Source organism: Clostridia bacterium, from assembly GCA_017394805.1.
Lineage (GTDB): Bacteria > Bacillota > Clostridia > Christensenellales > CAG-1252 > RUG14300.
The window spans coordinates 111883-128516 of sequence record JAFPXC010000013.1 but is presented as its reverse complement, the minus strand read 5'-3'; the positions used below and the strand labels follow the sequence as shown (position 1 = coordinate 128516).

At 55.1% G+C, this 16634-nt stretch carries 13 protein-coding genes; 6 read left to right on the top strand and 7 right to left on the bottom strand.

Going from position 1 to position 16634, the window contains the following annotated elements; translation table 11 throughout:
- Positions 1–53: 53 nt before the first annotated feature.
- The 4 genes from II896_03675 to II896_03660 all read right to left on the bottom strand — a co-directional run bounded on the left by II896_03675 (position 54) and on the right by II896_03660 (position 3273).
- Complete coding sequence (locus II896_03675) at positions 54–1472, bottom strand: MATE family efflux transporter (protein ID MBQ4443746.1); 1419 nt, start codon at positions 1470–1472, stop codon at positions 54–56.
- 114 nt (positions 1473–1586) lie between these two features.
- Positions 1587–2462 (bottom strand): hypothetical protein, encoded by an 876-nt coding sequence (locus II896_03670; protein MBQ4443745.1) that lies wholly within the window; start codon positions 2460–2462, stop codon positions 1587–1589.
- Between the two features lies 1 nt (position 2463).
- Positions 2464–2733, bottom strand: coding sequence for a hypothetical protein (locus II896_03665; protein ID MBQ4443744.1), 270 nt, complete (start codon positions 2731–2733; stop codon positions 2464–2466).
- 297 nt (positions 2734–3030) lie between these two features.
- Positions 3031–3273 (bottom strand): helix-turn-helix transcriptional regulator, encoded by a 243-nt coding sequence (locus II896_03660; protein ID MBQ4443743.1) that lies wholly within the window; start codon positions 3271–3273, stop codon positions 3031–3033.
- Between the two features lie 184 nt (positions 3274–3457).
- On the opposite strand from II896_03660, the gene II896_03655 reads away from it, so the two are divergent.
- The 3 genes from II896_03655 (at position 3458) to II896_03645 (ending at position 8312) form a co-directional block, all read left to right on the top strand.
- The gene (locus II896_03655; GenBank protein MBQ4443742.1) at positions 3458–5554 is read left to right on the top strand and encodes a leucine-rich repeat domain-containing protein; all 2097 of its coding nucleotides are present in this window, start codon (positions 3458–3460) and stop codon (positions 5552–5554) included.
- Positions 5555–5595: 41 nt separating this feature from the next.
- The gene (locus II896_03650) at positions 5596–7008 is read left to right on the top strand and encodes a hypothetical protein (GenBank protein MBQ4443741.1); all 1413 of its coding nucleotides are present in this window, start codon (positions 5596–5598) and stop codon (positions 7006–7008) included.
- Positions 7009–7223: 215 nt separating this feature from the next.
- Positions 7224–8312: a glycerate kinase gene (locus tag II896_03645; GenBank protein MBQ4443740.1), complete on the top strand. Its 1089-nt coding sequence runs from the start codon at positions 7224–7226 to the stop codon at positions 8310–8312.
- An 82-nt stretch (positions 8313–8394) separates the two neighbouring features.
- Here II896_03645 and II896_03640 read toward each other — a convergent pair whose 3' ends face one another.
- The 3 genes from II896_03640 to II896_03630 are packed head-to-tail and all read right to left on the bottom strand — an operon-like array spanning position 8395 to position 12926.
- Positions 8395–9273 (bottom strand): alpha/beta hydrolase, encoded by an 879-nt coding sequence (locus II896_03640; GenBank protein MBQ4443739.1) that lies wholly within the window; start codon positions 9271–9273, stop codon positions 8395–8397.
- Positions 9274–9327: 54 nt separating this feature from the next.
- On the bottom strand, positions 9328–11043 hold the full coding sequence (locus tag II896_03635; protein MBQ4443738.1) for a hypothetical protein: 1716 nt from the start codon (positions 11041–11043) through the stop codon (positions 9328–9330).
- Entirely contained in the window at positions 11043–12926 is a 1884-nt protein-coding gene (locus II896_03630; GenBank protein ID MBQ4443737.1) for a hypothetical protein, read from the bottom strand. The genes II896_03635 and II896_03630 overlap by 1 nt, the downstream gene beginning before the upstream one ends.
- Positions 12927–13183: 257 nt before the next feature.
- Between II896_03630 and II896_03625 the strand changes: the two genes are divergently transcribed.
- The 3 genes from II896_03625 (at position 13184) to mgtE (ending at position 16570) form a co-directional block, all read left to right on the top strand.
- Positions 13184–13615, top strand: a complete 432-nt coding sequence (locus II896_03625) for an NfeD family protein (protein MBQ4443736.1) — start codon at positions 13184–13186, stop codon at positions 13613–13615.
- Positions 13616–13637: 22 nt separating this feature from the next.
- Positions 13638–14615, top strand: a complete 978-nt coding sequence (locus II896_03620; protein ID MBQ4443735.1) for an SPFH/Band 7/PHB domain protein — start codon at positions 13638–13640, stop codon at positions 14613–14615.
- Positions 14616–15148: 533 nt separating this feature from the next.
- Positions 15149–16570 carry a magnesium transporter gene (gene mgtE, locus II896_03615; protein MBQ4443734.1) on the top strand — a complete coding sequence of 474 codons (1422 nt, stop codon included), beginning with the start codon at positions 15149–15151 and terminating at the stop codon, positions 16568–16570.
- The last annotated feature ends 64 nt before the right edge of the window (positions 16571–16634 follow it).

Genomic DNA, 16634 nt, shown 5'->3' with positions numbered 1-16634 from the left:
TTTACTCCGAGTTTATTTAGAATAATAATAACCGCGCGCATTGCACGGGCGTTTTACGCTACGACGGGCGCGCCCTCGACGGGGGATTCGTCCGCGGGTTCGACGGGGGATTCATGCGTGCGTTCGCGGTAGAGGGTGTAGCCGTAGAGAACGCCCGACGAAACCACGTTGATGAGCCAGCTCAAGGGCCAGGACAAATAGAGCAACTCGGGCACGTGGTAGATTTGGCAAATCGTATTGACCCATATCACGCGGAAAACACATATACAGAAGAGGTTGGACATCATCGGCTTGACGGCGTGACCCATACCGCGCATACCGCCCGCGAACACCTCGGCCGTGCCGCACACGAAATAGAGGGGCAAGGTAACCCACAAACGGTTGTAGGCGTAGACGACGACCATGGGATCGTTGGTGTACAGCCCCAGGAAAAAGCGGCCGAATCCCAAAAAGAGTGCCGCGCCCAACCCGCACACCAAGCACTCCAACCCCACGCAGATGCCGACGGTGCGCTGTATGCGGTCGAAGCGCCGCGCGCCGAAGTTCTGCCCCGAAAAGGTGACGGACGCGTTGCCGACCGAGTTCATGCTGACGATGATGAAGCCTTCCAGACTGTTGCCGGTGGCCGAACCCGCGATGAGCGCGGCGCCGTAGGTGTTGACGTTGGACTGGATAAGCACGTTGGCGATGGAGAAAAAAGAACTCAATATGCCCGAGGGAAGCCCCACCTTGACGATTTGTATCAATTCGCGCTTGTAGAAGCGCAGATCCTTGAGAACGAGGCGGCAATAGCCTTTCTCCCTAACGAGGGCGGCGACGGTCAAAGCGCAACTGATATATTGGGAGACGATGGTGGCGAGCGCCACGCCCGCGACGTCCATCTTGGCGTAGATGACCAAGACCATATTGAGCCCCACGTTCAGTAGCCCCGCGGCAGCCAAATACAACAGCGGGCGGGTGGTGTCGCCCTTGGTCCGCAACACGGACACGCCGAAATTGAAGACGATATTGGCGGGCGCACCCGCAAAGTAGATGCGCAGATACGTCGTGGCCTTGTCGATGACCGTGGCGTCCGTCTGCATCCACTCGAGGAAAAGCCGCGCCATCGCGCAGCCTATGGCTGCGGTGGCCAACCCGCACACCACGGACAAGAGCATGGCGGTATGCAAAGCACGGTGCGCGCCTTCTTTGTCCCCTCGACCGATGGCCTGCCCCAACGCCACGTTGGCGCCCAAGGACAGCCCAATGGCCACGTTGATGATGAGACCGATGAGCGCCGTGTTGGAACTGACCGCCGCCAACGACACCGTGCTCGTCTCGGAATACTTGCCGATGACGACGAGATCCGCCGCGTTGAAGACGAGTTGCAAAATGCCCGACAACGCCAGCGGCAGAGCCACCGCCGCTATCTTGCCGAACAGACCGCCCTTAGTCATATCCATATCTTTGACGCGCATACCAGATCTCTTCATACTGCTATTGTAGTTTTGGATAGCGGATAATGTCAAATTATTGCCGAAACTATTTGCAAAACCGCACAAAAAAATAGCCGCAAAAACTTGCGGCTATCTCTTGTGATAACGTGATTATTCGCCGTCCGTGGTGTCGGTGGTGTCGGCAGCGGCCGTTTCGGCGGCGGCGGCACGCTCTGCCTCGGCTTTCAGGCGACGCGCTTCTCTGCGGGCGGCCTTCTTTTGCTCGGCGTTGTACACTCTCTCTTGCTCCAAATATTCGATGGTCAGGTCGGCAGTGCTCTTGGCTCTTGCCAAAGTATCTTCGTCAACCAAACGAATGGTGACGGGCGTGACCTTGATTTGCTTGGCACCCTCGGCGCGCATATAACGCTCCAGGCTGGAGTTGATCAACATGAATTGCAACGTGATGACGCCGCGACGCACGGTGGAAATGACCAAGCGGTCGGTCTTATATTTGAAGATGGCCTTGTTGGAAGTGGTGATCTGCTTGACGTTCTCCTTGGAGACCAAGTAGTTGACCAATTCCTCGTACAAAGCGTAAGTCTCTTTGTCCAAAGCGGCCAATTTGTCCAAATAGGTCTGCTTTTGCTCGGAAGCGATGAAGACCACTCTGCCCTCGGCGTCCAACTCGACTTCGCCCTCGGTGGCGTCGCCCGCAATCTCCTCCTCTGCGGCGGGTTGCTCGGCCTCGGCGGCTTGCTCCGCCTCGACTTCTTTGACGACTTCGACCTCTTTGACGACCTCTTTGACTACGACCTCGGCGGCGGGCAATTCTTTGATGACGTGTACGATACCGTCGGTAACGTGCAGATACACGTCCTCGCCCTCGGTGTGGGTGGTCACGTTCTCGATATCCAACTCGTTGGCGTTATCGGGGCGTTGCTTTTTGAGTTTGTTCTCCAACAGGCACAGCACGATGGCGCCGATGAAGTCCAGGCCCAACACGACTACGACTACAATCCAAAACACGGTAAACATAGTTGTCATATTACGCCTCCTCGCCGTCTGCGGCCACTACCACGTTGGTATCTTCTGCGGGAAGATCCTCCACTCCCTTGCAAAGAATGGTGGTCTCGCCTTGCTCTTGTGCGATGGCCAACACCTTGTAATCTTTCAACTCGATGGCGGCACCTTTCTTACTCTCTTTGTACCGAGCGTACACGGACGCGATTTTGATGATGACGCCGATGGTCAACAAGCCCAAAATCACGTAACCGATGATCATCACGGCCAAAAACAAACTGTTGTTATCCGTCATATATCCCTCCAAAATACACCTTACGATGCATAATCTATAACTATTCTATCACGCCCTCGCGTATTTTGCAATTCTTTTTAGACAAAAAATATACTAAAAGTATATGTTTTTTGCGCTTTTTTATGCCGATTTCAACCTGCGTGGGGGCGCAAATCCGCCGTTTGCCCCCCAACGAGACCGCGACGCGTGCTTTCACCGCCCGGCTCGGATGGGTCTACGCCCCTTTCGTTGCGATTTGCTCGGTACGTCCATGGGGTTTTCGGTTACGGCAGGCGCACTTTAAGAGGGGCGCGGGCACTATTTGATCTCCTGGTCCAAAGCGCTAAAGGGCTCTGCGTCAAAGAACTGCGCCAAACTCATATTCAATCCGTCGCAAAGGATTTTGATGGTAACAATGCCGGGGTTGCGGCTTTTCCCATACAGAATATTTTTGAGCGACGAACGGGACAAGCCCGCCTCTGTCGCCAATTTGTTGATGCTGATACCGCGTTGCGCACACAAGCTATAGATGCGCGTTTTGACTGCTTCACATACGTCCATAAGCCCTATCTCCTCTTGCAAAATCTCATCCTTTTCAAAATCGGGTGGGCTAATTGTAGCCCAAACTATTGACCTATGTGGGCTATATATGATACCATTATACTATTCTAATCATTTACCATATTTTTTTTGGGGCTCCCGATTGGCTTAACTGCGGAGCCCAAAACGTAAGGAGAACGAGAAAATGAAAAGATTTACGATTTGGCTGGGGATAGTTTTGACGATGGCGACCACTGCGCTTCTTTTGTCCGCGTGCGGTCCGTTATATTTGCAACGCATACAGCCTAACAAAAGTTTGGATCTGGAGTTTTCGGATGTGGGCGATGGTATGGCGGTCACAGGCTATTCCGTGAAGAATGACGATCGATTGGTCGCTTTTATCCCGCGCTCGTATAAAGGAAAACCTGTTGTCGCCATCAAGGACAGGGCTTTCGCGGGTTGCTCTAACTTGATTTCTATCAACATCCCCGATAGTGTAACCTCTATCGGAGAATATGCGTTCTCGGTCTGTAGCGGGTTGACTTCCATCACCATCCCCGACAGCGTGACCTCTATCGGGGGGTATGCGTTCTATGACTGTAGCGGGTTAATTTCTATCATCATTCCCGACAGCGTGACCTCTATTGGGGACGGTGCGTTCTATGGCTGTAGCGAATTGACCTCTGTCACGATACCCGACAGCGTGACCTCTATCGGGGAAGATGCGTTCAGCGGCTGTAGCAGGTTGAATCACGTGGTAATCGGCGCAAACGTGCGTAGAGTCGCGAGCCGGGCTTTCGAAGGATGCGACAGGTTGAGTACCGTCTTCTTTATGGGGGATAGCGAAGATTGGGACCGCATCGTTATTCAGATGTACAACCGTGACCTTGTCGCGGCAACTCGCTACTATTACAGCGAGACCGAGCCTATCGAAAAGGGCAATTTTTGGCATTACGTGGACGGCGTTCCCACCGAGTGGGAAGGAACGTCGAATTACTCTGCGCAGCAAGGGACGCAAGACTTTCAATATGCTTTGGCTGACGGTAAATATACCGTGACGGGATATATTGGTAGCGATACCGAGGTGGAAATCCCCGCGTTCTACCAAGACAAACTCGTGACCTCTATTGGGGACGGTGCGTTCTCTGGCTGTAGCGAATTGACCTCTATCACCATTCCCGAGGGTGTCATCTCTATCGGACAGGGTGCCTTTTACAATTGCACTCAACTTATATCCATTGTTTTGCCGCGAAGTATAGCCGAAATAGGAGGTAACGCGTGTTGCTATTGTGATCGATTGAATGCGGTTTTTTATCGCGGCACGTTTGAAGAGTACATTTCCATCGATATAGATGGGCTTAATCGAGGTTATATCGATGACGCTCTAATTCTGTACAGCGCCACCCAACCCACCGAGGCGGGTAACTACTGGCATTACGTGGACGGCGTTCCCACCGTGTGGGAAGAGACGGCTGGCCCCTCTGCACAGTCGGGTACCCAAGGCTTGCAGTACTATCTATCATTAAATGAATATCATGTTTCTAGATATATTGGTAGCGATACCGAGGTGGTAGTCCCCGCGATCTACCAAGGCAAACCCGTGACTGCGATTGGGAACCGGGCGTTCGAGAGCTGTAGCGGGTTGACCTCTATCACTATTCCCAATAGCGTGATCACTATCTGCGATCATGCATTCTCTCGCTGTAGCGGGTTGACCTCTATCACCATTCCCCATAGCGTGACCCATATTGGGGAATATGCATTCTATAAGTGTACTGGGTTGAACACTGTTACCTTTGCCGAGGGTAGCCAACTGACCACTATCTGGGATCATGCGTTCTATGGGTGTACTGGTTTGACATCTATCACCATCCCCGCGAGCGTGACCTATATCAGGGAATTTGCATTCTACAACTGTAGCAGATTGTACGATGTGGATATCCCCGGCAGTGTGACCTATATTTGGCCTTATGCGTTCAGTGGCTGTAGCGCATTGCCCTCTATTAGCATTCCAGACAGCATGACAACCATTGGAGAAGGCATGCTTCAGTACTGCTTTAACTTGACCGCTGTCTTTATCCCCGACAGTGTGACGTCTATTTGTTGGAGTGCATTCGATTACTGTAAAGCCTTGAGATTCGTCCTCTATAAGGGAACATCTGCGCAGTGGGAATCGATCGACATTATGTCAGGAAATACCGCATTGTTAGACGCCATCCGCTACTACTACAGCGCCACACAACCCACCGAGGCGGGTAACTACTGGCATTACGTGGACGGCGTTCCCACCCCGTGGAAATAAAACGACTAAATGATATTCATAAGGTTCAAAGGAGAAAGGACATGAAAAAAACCATTGGGATTACTATTATTATCTTCGGTGTTCTCGTCTTGCTACTGTCGATGACGGATGGGCTGTTTCAGTTGCTACCCGCGACAGGCGCTTGGGAGCATGGCGGTTCGGTGGATATTCCCGCACTCTTGCCCGCACTCTTGCCCTTGTTCGGCTCGATATTGGCGCTTTTGGTGGCGTTGATATTGGTAGGTATCGGCGTAAAAAAGGACAAAACGGGATTGCGGATCTGCGCGGCCGTTCTGTATGGCGGCGCACTGGGTTATTCTTTGTACGAACAAGTCCGATTATTCAGCACTCTCCTTGCCTTCACGGGATTGGGTGGCATAGCACCGTCCTACGTATCGGCAGCAGATGTATTTTATCCCCTTACGCGATGGCTCTTCCGAACACAGAGCGGATTGTATTTTTGGGCGGCGATTTGGGTCGCGCTATGCGCACTCACTTGTATCGTCTTCGTGTTGACCTGCGTCGAATGCGCATTGGCGCGGCAAACCGAAGAGGAAGAAGAGAGAAAGCCCGCGCGAGAGAAAACCCGCGGCGACGCGCCGCAGGCAGGCGCCCTTGCGCCCAACACGGTTCGTCCCACTTCGCCCGCCTATGCGCCATCCGCGACGAAACCCGCTTCGGCGCAGAGCGGCTTCCCAAGTGGTGCGGTCCGTCCCGTCGCAGGGAATGCCGTACCCGCACAATCGAACGGCAACGCGTACGGGGCCTTCTTGCCCGAGGAAGCGCGAGCGGAAGATGACGATTGGATGGATATAGACATCGCGCCGCGCGAAGACGCGTCTATGACGACGACGCAAGCGGTCGCCATTTCGGACGTGATATTCGATGACAAGCCGCCTTACAGCGACGAATTGGTCTTGCTGAGCGAGCCCAAAGTGCGACAGCCCAAAAACAAGAAGAAAAAGCCCAAAGAGCCGAAAGTCATCAAAAACTACGACAAAATGCACACGGCGGCGGTGGTTCTCGGTATCATCGCGTTGGTGTGCGTGGCCACGGGCGGCATTCTGCTGGGCGTGAAGGTGGGCGGTATGGCAGGATTAGCGGTCATCATCATCGGCGAATTGTGCCTCATCGTCGCAACCATTCTGTTCGCCAAAATCGGCTGTTCAAACGGGTTCGAAACCTTCCTTTACGTCATAGGGTGTATCCTTATCGTGATATTTGCCGTCGTGATGTTCATTCTCGAGCGGATGGCGGGCAACGACGACAATCAGTCCTCTTCGCGCAAGAAAAAAGAAGAGAAACCCGCCGAATACCAGGCCGGTTGCACCTATACGCGGATGGGCTCGACCTACCTTGCCACGAATAGTTGGAACCTGGTAGAGATGAAGACCTGGGACAAGGATAAACAAGAGGGAGAAGGAATAGACGGCAAAATCTACAAGGTCTGTTGACGACGATACGCAATCAAGGGAAATATACACAGCGCAGAACATTCTACCCGACAAGGGTACCGACCTCGGAACGATCCGACACCGCACAAAAACGGCATACAAAATGTGCCGCGCAGTCTTGGCAAACGGTGAGCGGATATGGTATACTGCCGATATAGGCGCCCACGCAAATGGGCACAAGAACGGCATTGGACCGAACACACGAGGAATGGGATATGAAGATCGTCATTGCAACGGATAGTTTCAAGGGCACGTTGTCTGCCGTGGAGATAGCCGACTGCGTAAGCGACCGCTTGCGCCGTCGTTTTCCGTCCGCGCAAATTTCCGCCGTGCCCGTATCGGACGGGGGCGAAGGATTGGTGGAATGTCTGGCGGCCGCCATGCCCGTCCGCACGATCAAGCGCACGGTGACGGGCCCCCTGTTTGAAAAGGTCGAAGCGCAGTTTCTGCTGGCGGGCGACCTCGCCGTCGTCGAAACGGCGCAAGCGGCGGGACTGCCCCTCGTCGATCCGCCCGACGTATTGCACGCCACCACCTACGGCGTGGGCGAAATGATACGCGAGGCCGAAGCGCTGGGTGCCAAACGCATTTTGTTGGGGTTGGGCGGCAGCGCCACCAACGACCTGGGGTGCGGCATGGCGGCGGCCTTGGGATGCCGCTTTTGGGACGGCGAACGCTACTTCGTGCCCACGGGCGGTACGCTCGCCGCGGTCCAACGCATAGAATACGCCGCGCCGCACGACGTAACGGCCCTCTGCGACGTCAAAAATCCCCTCTACGGCCCGAACGGCGCGGCCTACGTCTACGGCAGGCAAAAAGGCGCGACGGACGAAACCTTGCCCCTGTTGGACGAGGGATTGCGCAAAGTGGCCGCCATTCTCACAGCGGACGGCAAAACCGAGTTCGACGGGGAAGGCGCGGGCGCGGCGGGCGGTCTGGGCGCGGGCGTCGTGGCCTTTTTGGGCGGAAGAAGACGGCGCGGTATAGACGCCGTATTGGACGCCGTCGGATTCGACGAAACGGTACGCAACGCCGACCTCGTGGTGACGGGCGAAGGATGTCTGGACGACCAGAGTTTCCAAGGCAAGGTGATAGACGGCATTATCAGCCGCTGCAAGTCCAAAGTGGTCGCTTTGGTGGGACAGGCCCAAGCAGGGCTCGACTACGCGGCGTGGGGACTCGACGCGGTATTCACCACCGCCAAGTACCAAACCACCCCCGATTACCGCAAGGAAGCGCGAGAAACCTTACGCAAGGCAGCGGACGAATTGGCCGATTGGGTGGCGGATAATATCCGCCGATAACCGAAACAAAAACAAAGCGGCGAGGCACAGTCCTCGCCGCTTTTTGCTCGTTTCGGGGATATACGTATCCCCCCTATTTCGGTCACTCCGCCAAAAACGGCAACGTGACGGCCATCGTCCGCTCGGGCTCGTCGTAGAGGAAGACGTGCCCCGAACCCTCGAAGGTGACGAGACGCATCGCGGGCATGACTTTTTGCATAGTGGCCGCCTGGTAGTAGGGCATGGTCTTGTCCTCGGTGCCCCACACCACCAAAACGGGCACGCCCGACGCGGCCGTGCCGACGTAGCCTTTGAGGTCCTCGTCGAAATTGAGAATGGTGTGTCGAAGACTGCTCAGCACGCAACGCATCATTCCCTTGAATTGGGTGTAGTAGGCGAATTTGTCGCGGTAGGCGGCGACCACTTCGGGCGAACGGTGCGCCAACTCGGACGCGCAACCCTTGGTGAGGATCCCCGCTCCCAACGTGGCGAATAGCAAATCGCCGACGCCTTTGCACCGACAGAGTTTCATATAGGCGGGCGCGTCGAACACCATACCCGCAGAAGCGTACAATACCAATTTTTTGACGCGTTCGGGATGCGCCGCCACGTAGGTGGTCGTCACCGTGCCGCCCATGGACGTACCGAAGAGATAAAACCGCTCGTCGGGGATAAGCGCGTCGACCAACTGCGCAAGTTGGGCGCCCAACAGCGCGGGCGTGTAATCCGCCTCCACGCGCTCGGAAAGCCCCCGCCCCAATAGGTCGTACCGCAAAACGCGGTAGCCCGCCGCCACCAAAGCCGCCGCGACCTCGTCGTAGATGTACAAAGGCGTGGCATAGCCGTGGGTGAGCACGCACCACTCGCCCGTCTCGCCCTCGATTTTGTAATGGGTAAAGCCGCAAGGCAAGTCCACGAACGCGCCGTCCGCCGCTTGCTTCACTTCGTCGGTAATCTCTTGGCTGTTGACTTTGTATTTCATAATTCCCTCGCAAAAAATCCCCCGCAAGGCCGAGCCGTGCGGGGGCATGATTATTTATACGTCGAAGTCCAGAATGTCGCTGCCCGCCGCATCCTGCGGCTCCTCTTCCAACAAGTCGTCCGCGCTAACGTCGTTCTCTTGTTGCGGTTGCTCTTGCGAGGCCTGCTCGACCTTCTCTTGCTTCTTGTCTTTCTTGTCTTTCTTGGCTTTTTTCTCCTTCTTGGGGTTGGCCGAAGCAACGGCGCCGCCCTCCGCGAGTTTCTTCTCTTTCTCGCGAATGAGGCCCAACAAGACGGCGATCAATCCCATAAAGGGCGCGTAGGCGTAGAACAGCGTGCGCGTGGAGAACAAGGACACGATGATGTACAACAGACCTTGATTTTGCAACCAAGCGATCTCCATATAGCCCAATACGCCGCGATGGGCGTTAGAAGGCGTCAACGACAAAGTGCCCGTCTTGGCGTCCACGCTGATGTACAAAGGCGAACCCAAAAGTTCGTCCTCGGCGACGAGGTCGGCCACCACGGCCAACGCGTCGGGCACCAAATCGAGCTGGAACACGTCGGACACGAAACGCACGTTGAAGTTGGACAAAGCCGTCTTGATGCCGTCCTTGACGCCGGCTAGCGCGCCCTCCAAAGGCAGACTGTCGATAACGGCCAAGAGGTCGGTATCCATCATAGACTGCGACAGGAGATTTATATCCATCGCGGTGCCCATCATATCCAAAACGTGCCAACCGACGGAAGCCATGCGATAGTCGCCCACGAAATACTTGTCAAACTCTTCCTCGTGCGCGTACAACGCCGTGAGCGCCGCGCCTTTTGACTCGTATTGCGTCACTTCTTCGACGGTCTCGTTTTCGCGACGATCGATGATCTTGGTGACCAACGACCACTTGCCTTTGAACTTGCTGATGACGGCGACCTTGCTCGTATCGTATTGCACGTTGAGATCTTGGTCGGTCACGAAGAACGTGGCCGAGCCGTCCTTGTAGCCGTGATAGACGCGCACGTCCTCGTACAACAACTCGTCGTCCGTCTCACCCACCGAATACACGTCGTAGTAGGGTACGGCGATGGGGAGAGAGGGCAGATTGTTCTCTTTGGCGTAGTCGCTGTTGGCACCCTGCACGTTGCTGCGGTCGTCGAGGAACAGGTGCAGCAGGACGGGAATGGTCATGCGGTCGGCCTGCGCGTAGTCGATGGAGGGACCTTTGTAACTCGCGTAACCGTCGCTGTCTTCGCTGTGGAAGTCGGCGTTCAGCAGGGCTTTGAGTTCGGCGTTGCCGTTGGGCCCTTGCTTAATATAGTCCTCTTTGGTCTCGCCGTTGGGGGATTTGAGACGACCCAACTCGAAGTTCATCGTGACGTAGTCGTTGAGGAGTTTCTCCTGCACCTCGGCGCGAGCGCCCCAGTTGTCGGACAAGTCTTCCCAACGAAGGGTACTGCTGGTAGCGGTCTCGAGAGGCCCGGGGATAAAGGCGTCCAGCAAGGCCCAAAAACCGCACAGACAGCATATCGCCACGATGGCCACGATGATGTGCTGATTGCGAATGGAACGCTTCTTCTTGGTGCGCACCAAGAAGTAGGCGAGGTAGTAGACGAGCGCCATCACGGCGGCGACGATAACGCACACGAAGACGGCCAGGCCGTACATACTGCCGCCCGCAATGACGTTGCGGTTGAGGATAAACACCAACGCGATGAGCAAGGGCCACCCGACGACGTGCAAAATAACTTTGAAAACGGTAAGCAGAGTCTTATTCATTATTTCGCACCTCCTTTGACGTTATTGACCACAAGCGAGGCGATCACCTCGTTCTCGCGGTTGGCGAATTGGTAGAAGAGTACGATGCTCAAAAGCACGATACCCATAAAGATATACAGATAGCGACGGGCCGCCAACGCGGGGAACAGGGAAGGAATATACTCCTTGTCCGCTTTGAGTTGGTAGATTTGGTCCATCGTGAAGGCGTGCGACGCGGGATAGCCGGAAGTGGACATCGTGATTTGACCGATGTTGCCGTCCGCGTTGAGCAAAGCGCCCAAGCCGTCGTCGTTGTTGCCCACCAGCACCGAGCCGATGAAGGCGCCGTTGGTCTTGGCGTAGTAGCGCGCGTAGGCAAAGGTGCGCATTTCTTCCGCCGTGAAGGTGAGCGTCTTGGCGTCTTCGCCCACGCCCGTCTCTTTCTCAAAGTTGCCGATGAGGTTGCCGCCCGCATCTTTGGCTTCGCCAAAGAAATCGAACGCCGTGCGCACGGAAGGTGAATAGTAGTAGACGTAGTCCTCGAGAAGGGCCTGCAGATTCTCCTCGGTGATCAAAGCGGCGATGCCGTCCAAAGTCTCCTCGGGAATGAAGGCGACCAAGCCACCCTTGACCTCGTCGTTGAACCAATCGACCACGTCTTGCAACGTGTAATTCTCTTTGGCGAGCGTCTCGTTGAGTTTCTCCAAACTCAACAAACCGTTGACCATATCGTACAAGTCGGACACCACTTGGCTGCGTTTCAGGACGAACGTGACGTATTTGACCAACACGGGCAAAATCTCTTTGACCCGCTCGACCGTGAGCATATAGCCCTTGGCCGTGCCGTTTTCGCCATAGGCGGCGACGTACTCGTCGCTCGTTTGGTACGTCCTGTACTCTTCGCTCTCCTTGACGCGCTTGAGCTCGGCCTTGTACACGGCCTCCAACTTCTCTTGCGGCGTCATGGCGGCGATGCGCGCTCTGTATTGCGCGTCCGTTTCCAACTTCTCTTCGTGGCTCATCGCGGCGACGCGGGCCTTGTAATCGTTGGGCGTCTCGTCGTCGGCCATGGGTTGTTCCACCTCGATCTTGGCGACGTAGGGCGTCATATCCACGTTGAGGGTGGCGAACTTGTTGACGGCTTCGTAGTAGTTGATGAGCACGTTGAGCGCAAAATCGACCGAGTAGACGTAACTCTCGCTGACCACGCCGTTTTTGTTGAACGGAATGCCCGTGGCGGGATCGATGGTCGCCAAAGACAGGTCGGTATTGGTGACCGACTTGCCGTCCGCGGTGACCTTCTTGTTTTCGCCGTACAGGCTTACGTTATAAATGCGCTGGAAGTTGCCGAGCTCGGACAGGTAGGACTCGGTAACACTGCCGTAGCCGGGCGTAAGCGTGAGATAGTGACCTTTGAGGAAGTCGATGGTCTCGAACGTGACCGCCGTACTGCTCATCGTCCAAGTGGCGGTGCCCACTTTGCCGTCCGCACCCATACGGTAGGTGGGCACGGTGATCGTCTTGGCCGTGACGACCGTGTTGCCGTCCGCATCCTTGGTCTGGGTGGCGACGTAGCGCTCGTTCATATCCGCCATTACCTGCTTGCCGTTGAAGTCCAACGCCAAAGCGCAACCCAGCATACACACCGTGGAAACGATGCCGACGACCAAGGTCTTGAAGTATTGGTTTTGAGTAACGCAACCGAACGCTATCTGCAATATCGCGCCGACCAACCAGGGGATGAGCGCGATGACTATGCCGAGGTACCACGTGCCGCTGAACGCGCCCTCTTTCATAAAGGGCACGCTACCGATGGCGACGAACAGCACCATGAGGGGATAGCCCGCAAAATAGGCGATGGTCTTCAGTATACCCAACAACGTCTGCTTTCTTTTCAATTTCATATTCAGATGCATTTTGGTTATATCTCCTCGCCAAAAATCGAAATAGATACTATTCCGTATTTTCTATTATAATAGCAATTATCCTTTTCGTCAATACCATATTTTAAGTTTAGACACTTGTAAATATTTGGTGCGCTTATACCCGTGTTTCGCCGAAAAACACGTGAAAATGACGCGAGAGTATTGTCAATCGGGCGAAAAAGTCGTATAATAATCGTAAGCGCAAACGCGCTAACGCTAACAAGGAGGTGCGTTATATGCCTATTATGGTGTGGATTTGGCTGGGTATATTCGTCGTCACTTTGGTCGTCGAATTGGCCACGCCGCAATTCGTTTCGCTATGGTTCGCCATATCGTCTTTGCTGTGCTTGGGGCTGGCGTTCATCCCCGGGTTGCCTTGGTGGGCGCAAGTCATCATCTTCGTCGTCCTCTCCACGGTACTGCTCGTTTTCCTGCGCCCCATCTGCAACAAGTACTTTATGCACCGCCACCAAGCCACCAACACGGACAGCCTCATCGGCCGCGAAGTGCGCATGACGGTGGAGGCCAATTTCGACCAGCTTGGTCAGGCAAAGGTGGGGGACGTGGTATGGAGTATCAAGTCCAAAGACGACACGCCGCTTCCCGCGGGTGAAATCGTAACGATAATCGCTATCGACGGCAACAAGTTGATAGCCGAGCGCAAATAGCGCGTAAAATCAGGAGGTTTTTATGATTATTTTGGCAAGCATTTCGTCGGGTGCCATCGCCGGCATTATCATCGGCATTTTGGCATTCATCATTCTCATCATCGTCGCGTCGGGCATCAAGGTCGTGCGTCAATCCACCGCCGTCATCGTGGAGCGGCTGGGACGCTACCACCGCACGCTCAACACGGGTATCCATTGGATCATGCCCATATTGGACCGCGCGTCCAGACCTATCTCCCTCAAGGAGATCGTGGCCGACTTCAAGCCGCAACCCGTCATCACCAAAGATAACGTCACCATGCAGATAGACACCGTCGTCTATTTCGCCATCACCGATCCCAAACTGTACACCTACGGCGTCGACCGCCCCATCTCGGCTATCGAGAACCTGACGGCCACTACCCTGCGTAACATCGTAGGCGAATTGGAGTTGGACGAAACCCTTACCTCGCGCGACACCGTCAACAGCAAGATGCGTATCATTCTGGACGAAGCCACCGACCCCTGGGGCATCAAGATCAACCGCGTGGAACTCAAGAACATTTTGCCGCCCAAGGACATTCAGGAAGCCATGGAGAAGCAAATGCGCGCCGAGCGTGAACGCCGTGAGCAAATCCTCAAAGCCGAAGGTGAAAAGAAATCTTCCATCTTGATCGCCGAAGGTGAAAAGGAAAGCAAGATTTTGAGAGCGCAAGCCGATCGCGAAGCGCAACTATTGGCGGCGGACGCCCAAAAACAAGCGCGTATCATGGCCGCCGAGGCCGAGAAAGCCGCGCTCATCGCCGAAGGCGAAGGTAAAGCGCAAGCCATTACGTTGATTAATCAAGCCGCTCCCACCAACAGCTATCTCACCCTCGAAGGGTACGAGGCCTTGAAAGTGGTGGCGGACGGCAAGTCCACCAAGATCGTGGTGCCTACCGAAATCGCCAACGTCACCGGTCTTATCAAAGCCCTTGCCGAGACCACTACGGACAAGGTGGACAAGACGGACAAGAAATAAGCCGTCGCAAGGCGGTAACGAAAAAGCACGGGTACGTCCCGTGCTTTTTCGTTACCATACGCCCCGTCTCGCGGGCGAAAAGGCGGCGCGGACGACAAACGAAACGCGAGACGAAGTTTTTTGGCGGGAAGGGTTGACAGCACTACGCCGAGGGGCTTATACTGTATATATCTTAAAAAGGAGGTACGAGTCATGAAAGTTCACTTATGTGACGGAGACGATATCGGGCGAAGTAGCGTGGCTCGTTGCCTTGCTTGATTTTTCTCTTTTGACTCCATTTCACAATGGACAAAATTTTATTTGATTATTTGGCGGCCGACAATTACGAAGCGGCGGCCCGTTTGCTGGAGGAAAAAACCCTCGAGCAAATTGCCGCCGTACTCTCCGAACTGCCTCACGACCGACTCGTCGGCGTGTGTTCGGAAATAGACAGCGGGCTCTTGGCGGACGTATTGGTCCTCTTGGGGAAAGAAACGCAACGAATAATCCTCGAAGGCTTGCACGACAGGGAACTCGACGAAGTGTTGGACGAAATGAGCACCGACCAAACCACCGACCTATTGCGCGAGTTGCCCACGGACACGGCCTTGCGTATCGCCGAAAGCGACGACATAGTGGCCCTTTTGCGCGCGCGCGATTTCTCCACGTTGAAGCCGCTTTTGGCCCAAATGAACGCGGTGGATATCGCCCACGTCTTCGACGGGCTGGAGGACTACGAAACGCCCCTTTTGTTCCGCCTGCTGCCCAAAGACCTGGCGGCCGAAACATTCGTCGAATTGGACAGCGATCGGCAAGAGGCGTTGATCGAGCGGCTGAACAACCTGGAATTGCGCGCGGTGATGGACGAATTGTTCGTGGACGACGTGGTGGACATCGTGGAAGAAATGCCCGCCAACGTCGTCAAGCGCATCCTCGCGCAAAGCGACAGTGAAACACGCGCCTACGTCAACGATATTTTGAAATATCCCAAGGACAGCGCGGGGAGCATTATGACGGTGGAATTCGTTTCGTTGCGCCCCCAAATGACCGTGGACGAAGCCTACGACAAAATACGCGAAACCGCCATAGACAAAGAGACCATCTACACGTGCTACGTCGTGGACGACCACAACTACCTTGCAGGTATCGTCACCGCCAAGGACCTCTTGCTCGCGGACAAGCAAAAACGAGTGGGCGACATAATGGAAACGAATCCCGTCTACGCGCACACGACGGACGACAGGGAATATACGGCCAGACTGCTGACCGAATACGGCTTCTTGGCCATTCCCGTCGTGGACGACGAAATGCGCTTGGTGGGCATCGTCACGGTGGACGACGCCATCGACGTACTGCAAGAGGAAAACACCGAGGATATCGCCAAGATGGCGGCCGTCAAGCCGAGCGACAAGCCCTACCTCAAGACGAGCGTATGGGCCATTTGGCGCAACCGTATTCCGTGGCTTTTGGTCCTGATGGTGTCCGCCACCTTCACGGGATTGATCCTCAACAAGTACGAGCACAAATTGGCCATCATCAGCTCCGTCCTGTTCGCCTGCGTGCCTATGATCATGGACACGGGCGGCAACGCGGGCTCGCAAGCCTCGGTCACGGTCATCCGCGCGTTGGCGCTCGGCGAACTGACCACCAAAGACGGCTTGCGCGTGCTGTGGAAAGAGACGCGCGTTTCGGTGCTTCTCGGCGCGTCTTTAGCCGTGGCGTGCTTTGGCAAATTGATGGTCGTGGACAACCTTATCTTCGGCTACAAGGATTACACGGTATTCACCTGCGCCGTGGTGTCCTTGGCGTTGATGTGCACGGTGGTCATCGCCAAAGTCGTGGGCTGTATGCTGCCTATGCTCGCCAAAAAAGTGCGCTTGGACCCCGCCGTGGTGGCCAGCCCCTTCATCACCACCATCGTGGACGCGTTGAGCCTAATACTCTATTGCGGATTGGCAATCGCCATGCTGGGATAATTTCTTACGCGATTCATTACCGTTTACAAGAACACGCTACGACGTTTGGCACGAATACCACCCC

Coding starts and splice junctions, on each gene's coding strand:
- II896_03675 (MBQ4443746.1), bottom strand. CDS start 1,472: ATGAAGAGATCTGGTATGCGCGTCAAAGATATGGATATGACTAAGGGC.
- II896_03670 (MBQ4443745.1), bottom strand. CDS start 2,462: ATGACAACTATGTTTACCGTGTTTTGGATTGTAGTCGTAGTCGTGTTG.
- II896_03665 (MBQ4443744.1), bottom strand. CDS start 2,733: ATGACGGATAACAACAGTTTGTTTTTGGCCGTGATGATCATCGGTTAC.
- II896_03660 (MBQ4443743.1), bottom strand. CDS start 3,273: ATGGACGTATGTGAAGCAGTCAAAACGCGCATCTATAGCTTGTGTGCG.
- II896_03655 (MBQ4443742.1), top strand. CDS start 3,458: ATGAAAAGATTTACGATTTGGCTGGGGATAGTTTTGACGATGGCGACC.
- II896_03650 (MBQ4443741.1), top strand. CDS start 5,596: ATGAAAAAAACCATTGGGATTACTATTATTATCTTCGGTGTTCTCGTC.
- II896_03645 (MBQ4443740.1), top strand. CDS start 7,224: ATGAAGATCGTCATTGCAACGGATAGTTTCAAGGGCACGTTGTCTGCC.
- II896_03640 (MBQ4443739.1), bottom strand. CDS start 9,273: ATGAAATACAAAGTCAACAGCCAAGAGATTACCGACGAAGTGAAGCAA.
- II896_03635 (MBQ4443738.1), bottom strand. CDS start 11,043: ATGAATAAGACTCTGCTTACCGTTTTCAAAGTTATTTTGCACGTCGTC.
- II896_03630 (MBQ4443737.1), bottom strand. CDS start 12,926: ATGAAATTGAAAAGAAAGCAGACGTTGTTGGGTATACTGAAGACCATC.
- II896_03625 (MBQ4443736.1), top strand. CDS start 13,184: ATGCCTATTATGGTGTGGATTTGGCTGGGTATATTCGTCGTCACTTTG.
- II896_03620 (MBQ4443735.1), top strand. CDS start 13,638: ATGATTATTTTGGCAAGCATTTCGTCGGGTGCCATCGCCGGCATTATC.
- mgtE (MBQ4443734.1), top strand. CDS start 15,149: ATGAGCACCGACCAAACCACCGACCTATTGCGCGAGTTGCCCACGGAC.